The sequence below is a fragment of the Clostridium tarantellae genome (genome assembly GCF_009295725.1).
GTDB lineage: Bacteria > Bacillota > Clostridia > Clostridiales > Clostridiaceae > Sarcina > Sarcina tarantellae.
Genome location: NZ_WHJC01000213.1, coordinates 1 through 5,846, shown reverse-complemented (window position 1 = coordinate 5,846; position 5,846 = coordinate 1). Strand labels below are relative to the sequence as shown.

Annotated in this window: 3 protein-coding genes; 2 read left to right on the top strand and 1 reads right to left on the bottom strand. The window is 27.4% G+C overall.

The genetic code is table 11. The features are described from left to right. Positions 1-124 precede the first annotated feature (124 nt). Both GBZ86_RS11745 and GBZ86_RS11740 read left to right on the top strand, forming a co-directional pair. Entirely contained in the window at positions 125-1,555 is a 1,431-nt protein-coding gene (locus GBZ86_RS11745; protein WP_152890894.1) for a polysaccharide biosynthesis protein, read from the top strand. Positions 1,556-1,651: 96 nt separating this feature from the next. Next, a complete protein-coding gene (locus GBZ86_RS11740) occupies positions 1,652-4,006 on the top strand; it encodes an ATP-dependent DNA helicase (protein ID WP_152890892.1) in 2,355 nt (784 codons plus the stop codon). Positions 4,007-4,027: 21 nt separating this feature from the next. Here GBZ86_RS11740 and yjeM read toward each other — a convergent pair whose 3' ends face one another. Continuing rightward, on the bottom strand, positions 4,028-5,545 hold the full coding sequence (yjeM, locus tag GBZ86_RS11735) for a glutamate/gamma-aminobutyrate family transporter YjeM (protein WP_152890891.1): 1,518 nt from the start codon (positions 5,543-5,545) through the stop codon (positions 4,028-4,030). Between the last annotated feature and the right edge of the window lie 301 nt (positions 5,546-5,846).

Here is a 5,846-nt window from a genome sequence, read left to right as displayed (position 1 = left end):
AGATTATTTTATGTTAATAGCATTATTTTTGTATCCATTATTCCTCTCTATGAATATTAATATAAAAGAAACCAAATTTATAAAAATAAAAGAATTTTAACAGAAAACATAGGAGGAAATTCATATGCCTTCAAAAAATATAAAAAATTTAATAAATACTCTAATAATTGGTGCAGGTGAATGTGCAGATATATTATTAAAAGAGATACAAAAGAAAAAACAAAGTGTTTATAATATAATAGGAATAATAGATGATGATGAAAAAAAAGTTAATACTTTTTTAAATGGATTTTTAGTTTTAGGTGATAGAAATGATATTCTTAGTATAGTAGAGGTTAAGAGTGTGGATTTAATAATCCTTGCTATACCTTCTTTAGATAGTGTGGAGAAAAAGAATATACTAGATATTTGTAGAAAAACTTCTGCAAGTATTAAGGTTATGCCAGATTTGTATGAGCTTTTTAATGAGAAAATAACTTTAAGTAAGTTAAGGAATATAGATTATAAGGATTTATTAGGCAGAGAGGAAATATTTTTAGATATAAATGGAATAGATAAGTATATAAAAGACAAGGTAATACTTATTACTGGTGGTGGAGGTTCTATTGGTTCAGAACTTTGTAGACAAGTGGCAAGATATTCTCCAAAGATTTTATTGATATTAGACATATATGAAAATGGAGCTTATGAGGTTGAAAATGAGTTAAAGAGAAAGTATAAGGCATTAGATTTGAAGGTTATTATAGCTTCTGTAAGAGATAGGATTCGGTTGAATTTTATTTTTCAGGAGTATAGACCTAGTATTGTATTTCATGCAGCGGCTCATAAGCACGTGCCTTTAATGGAATTTAATATACAAGAAGCTGTAACTAATAATGTGGAAGGAACATTAAATTTAGTGGAGGTTTCTCATAAATATAATGTAGACACATTTGTAATGATTTCAACAGATAAAGCAGTGAATCCCACTAATGTGATGGGGGTTACTAAGAGAATTTGCGAAATGATAGTACAAGCTAAGAATAAGGAAAGTGATACGGAGTTTGTTTCTGTTAGGTTTGGTAATGTTTTAGGTAGTAATGGTTCTGTTATTCCATTATTTAAGAAGCAAATTGAACAGGGAGGTCCTATAACTTTAACAGATAAGGAGATAACTAGGTATTTTATGTTAATATCTGAAGCAGTGCAGTTAGTTATTCAAGCAGCTACCTTTGCTAAAGGTGGAGAAATATTTGTTTTAGATATGGGGGAACCAGTGAAGATATATGATCTAGTTAAGTCTCTTATAAATTTTTTATCTCCAGATAGTCATATAGAAATAAATATAATAGGATTAAGACCGGGAGAAAAATTATATGAAGAACTTTTATTAAATAAGGAAGATTTAATAAAAACAAGTAATAATAAAATATTAATAGAACAACCTGAAGATTTAGATTTTGGACAATTAAAATTAAATCTTAAAAAACTTTTTGTGGCGTGCAATAGAAGTTGTAATGTGGAAGAACTAAAAAGAAAATTAAAAAACTTTGTACCTAATTATAAGTATAGTTAAATTAGGAGGTTAGTTAATTATACTATATAGTTTTCCATTGCTTTTACTATATAGTATAATTAATAATAATTATATAAAAATTAGGAGAAAAAACTTATGAGAAAAGGTATAAAAGTCTCTATTAGGTCTTTAATAGAGTTTGTTATGAGACATGGGAGTATTGATAATAGATACAGTAATTCTGTAAAGGCTATAGAGGGAACTCGTGCTCATAAGAAAATTCAAAAATCTTATAAGGAAAATTACATGGCTGAGTTTTCTTTAAAGTATGAGTTTAATTATGAGGGAATTAATATAAAGGTAGACGGTAGAGCAGATGGTATTTTATTAGAAGAGGAAAATGTGGTTATTGATGAAATAAAAACAACCACTAGAGATGTATTAAATATAGATGAGGATTTTAATCCATTACATTGGGCCCAGGGAAAATGTTATGGATTTATTTATGCTAAGGATAACAACTTAGATAATATAGATATTCAATTAACATATTATAATATTGAAACTATGGCTATAAAGTATTTAAGAAAAACTTATACATATAGGGAGTTAGAAGAGTTTTTCTTTGGATTAATAAAAGAGTATAGTTATTGGGCTAAGATGGAGGAGAGGTGGATAGAAAAGAGAGATGCTTCCATTAAAGCTTTAGAGTTTCCTTTTAAAACTTATAGAAAGGGACAAAGGGAATTAGCCATTAGAGTGTATAAAGCCATAGTAGAGGGGAAAAAATGTTTTGCTCAAGCACCAACGGGCATAGGAAAAACTATTTCTGCTCTTTTTCCTACTATTAAGAGTATGGGAGAAGAGTATACTTCTAAAATTTTTTATTTAACGGCAAAGACTATTACTAGAGAAGTGGCAGAGAAGTCTATTACTTTAATGAAAGAAAAGCATTTAAATATTAAAAGTTTAACTTTAACTGCAAAGGATAAGGTTTGCAAAATGGATGATACAAATTGTAATCCAGATTATTGTCCCTATGCTAAAGGGTATTTTGATAAGATTAATAATTGCTTAAAGGAAATATTAAAGGAATATGATGAGTTTAACAGAAGTACTATTAACGAGCTAAGTGAAAAGTATAAACTATGTCCCTTTGAATTAGCTTTAGATTTAACCCTATGGTGTGATATTATAATTTGTGATTATAATTATGTTTTTGATCCTAAGGTAGCTTTAAAAAGATTTTTTCAAGATAAGAAAACAGATTATACTTTATTAATTGATGAAGCTCATAATTTAGTAGATAGAGGACGTGATATGTACTCTGTTAAGCTAAGTAAGGAAAATATTATGGTTTTGAAGAGGTATTTTAGTAAAAAAGACAAGTTAATACATAATTCTTTAAATAAGATTAATAAGTATTTTATATCTAAAAAAAATTTATTAGAGGAGCTACAGGAATATTATTTAATTGAAAATGAAGAACCTTTAGAGTTATATACTATGTTAAGAATTTTTTTGCAAAGAGTAGATGAGTATTTAGCACAGCATAAGGAAGAAAATAAGGAGTTATTAGATTTTTATTTTAATGTGCATAGTTTTTTAAATATAAGTGAATTTTATGATGAAAACTATATAACTTTAGTAGAAAGTGATAACAAGAATGTAACTATTAAGCTTTATTGTGTAAATCCATCTAAGCTTCTTATAGAAAGAATGGATAAAGCAAAATCTACTAGTATTTTTTCAGCTACTTTATTACCTATAAATTATTTTAAGGAGCTTTATGGATATAATGAAGAAGATTATTTAGTTAATTTATCTTCACCTTTTAATAGTAATAATAGGCTTATACTTATTGGTAATAAGATAGATACCACTTATCATAAGAGAAAAGAAACTTCTAAAGATATCATAAAGTATATAAAAGCCTTTATAGAAGCTAAGAAGGGAAATTATATGGTATTTTTTCCTTCTTATAAGTATATGGAATTAATTTATGAAAAGATTAAAGAAGAAGAATTTAATTTAAACATTGTTATGCAAGAAAATAATATGTCTGAAGAGGATAAAGAAAAATTTCTATTAAAGTATGTTGAAGATAATGAGGAAAGTCATATAGGTTTTTGTGTATTAGGAGGACATTTTTCAGAAGGTATTGATTTAATCCATGATAAATTAGTAGGTGTTATTATTGTAGGGGTAGGCATGCCACAGATAGGTGTAGAAAGGAATATAATTAAAGATTATTTTGATAAAAAAGAAGGTATGGGGTTTCAATATGCATATTTATATGCAGGAATGGTAAAAGTGCTTCAAGCCGCAGGTCGATGTATAAGAACGGAAAAAGATAAAGGAGTTATTATGTTTTTAGATAATAGATATTCAAAATCAGCTTATTATAATATTTTTCCAAAAGATTATTTTCCTAATGTTATAATGAAACAAAGTAACCAAGTTAAAGAAGTCTGTAAAACATTTTGGAGCATAAAAAAAGATGGTGAATAATTAATCACCATCTTTTTTGTTTTAAGCTGCATCTGTGAAGCTTTGTTTCTTTTTGCTAATTTCATATCTTTTATAAAGAGCAATTGCAATAATTGCAAATATAACAGGACTAGCAGCAGATAAAGCTGTATCTCCCCATTTGCCTTTAGTTAAACCAGGTTCTAAAATAGAAAATACATTTGCAAAACCTACAGTGAATGTTACAACTATAGATGCAAATACAGCTGATTTATAGCTTTTATAAACTTTAAATGGCTTTTTAATAGAATCTTTCTTTTTAAAGAAAGGAAAAGCCGCTGATAAAAACATATATGGAATAGTCATAGCTACGTTAGTCATAATAATTAATTTATCAAAGAATTCACTAGCATTTTTACCTGCAAATGAGAAAAGTAATATTAATGCTATAACTAATACAGCTTGTACACACATTGCAAAAACTGGCATACCATTTTTATCAAGTTTAGTGAACTTTTCAGGCCAAAGACCTTTAGGAGTTCCTTCTATTAACTGTTTTAATGGAGAATAAGTTAATGTAAAGAAGGCTCCAGTAAGTGCTAGGAACATTGATAAACCTACAAATCTAGCAAGCCAAAGACCAACTTCTAAAGCTACAGTGTTTGATGCTCCTAAAGAAGTAGCTAGTATATAACCAAGATTTTGCATAATTATATATGCCACATTGGCATTATTAATTCCAGGTGATGAAAGTACTTCTTGCCAATTTATAAATGCTCCCATAATAAATATTCCTATAGAATATCCAATTGAAATAATTATAGCGGATATAGTAACTCCTTTTGGGAAGGTTACTGTTGGATTTTCAGTTTGGTCAACTAATCCACCTATAACTTCTATTCCACCATAAGCAAATATTGCAAAGGTAAAGAATGATAATGTAGAAATAAAAGATTGATAGTTAGGATTTGGTGATTTAGTAAAAGCTGTTACAACATTTGTTATAGGTTGTGAAAATTTACCATGATTAAGTATTAATACTAATAATCCACCAAATATTAAAACTAAATTAAGTAGTGCTACAGCAGTACCTCCTACAGAGGTTATTTTTTTGATTTTATCTAATCCCTTTGTAGAAACATAAGTAACTAAGATAATCCATAAACATCCAAGTATAGCTAAAGCTTGAGTATTACTTAATCCTAAGAAGTTAAGTACAGGCGTTCTATCTTCTCCAAAAATAGCATTAGATAATGGTACCCAAATTGATGAAGAAACATTTACTTGCCATATAACATAAGATACATACCACATAAAAGTTCCTATAAATGCATATTTAGCACCTACTGATAATTCCATCCATGAAAATATACCACCCTTTTCATTTTTAAAGGCTGCCCCATATTCTGCCATCATAAATGCATAAGGAATAAAGAATGCAACTGCACCTAATATATACCAAGGAATTGCTGCATATCCCATTAGGAAAAAGGCTTTATGCATATTTGCAAATCCATATACTGATGTGAAAATCATCAGTACTAATGAAAATAAAGTTAGTTTTTTTGATTTATTTGTCATTTGCGCCCTCCTCTAACTTAACATATTAACGTTAAGTTAAATTTTAATAAAGTTATATGTATAAAAATGTTCTTTTGAGGTTTATTTTACATCAGTAAACATTTTAACAACTTATTAAGAAAAGTTAAAAATATTAAACAGTTATAGTATTAGGAGTGTCTATTTTTTAACTTTTATATAGCTTTTATAGTAAGTTTTATCAAATATTAATATAATTTTATCCATTTAGTAATGGATTTACAAGTAAAAATTTTGAAATTTACAATTAATTACAAAGATTTTATGCAAGTAATTTATATAA

Bases quoted from the DNA above. Each gene is read 5' to 3' on its own strand.
- GBZ86_RS11740 (WP_152890892.1), top strand. From the start codon at position 1,652: ATGAGAAAAGGTATAAAAGTCTCTATTAGGTCTTTAATAGAGTTTGTT.
- GBZ86_RS11745 (WP_152890894.1), top strand. From the start codon at position 125: ATGCCTTCAAAAAATATAAAAAATTTAATAAATACTCTAATAATTGGT.
- yjeM (WP_152890891.1), bottom strand. From the start codon at position 5,545: ATGACAAATAAATCAAAAAAACTAACTTTATTTTCATTAGTACTGATG.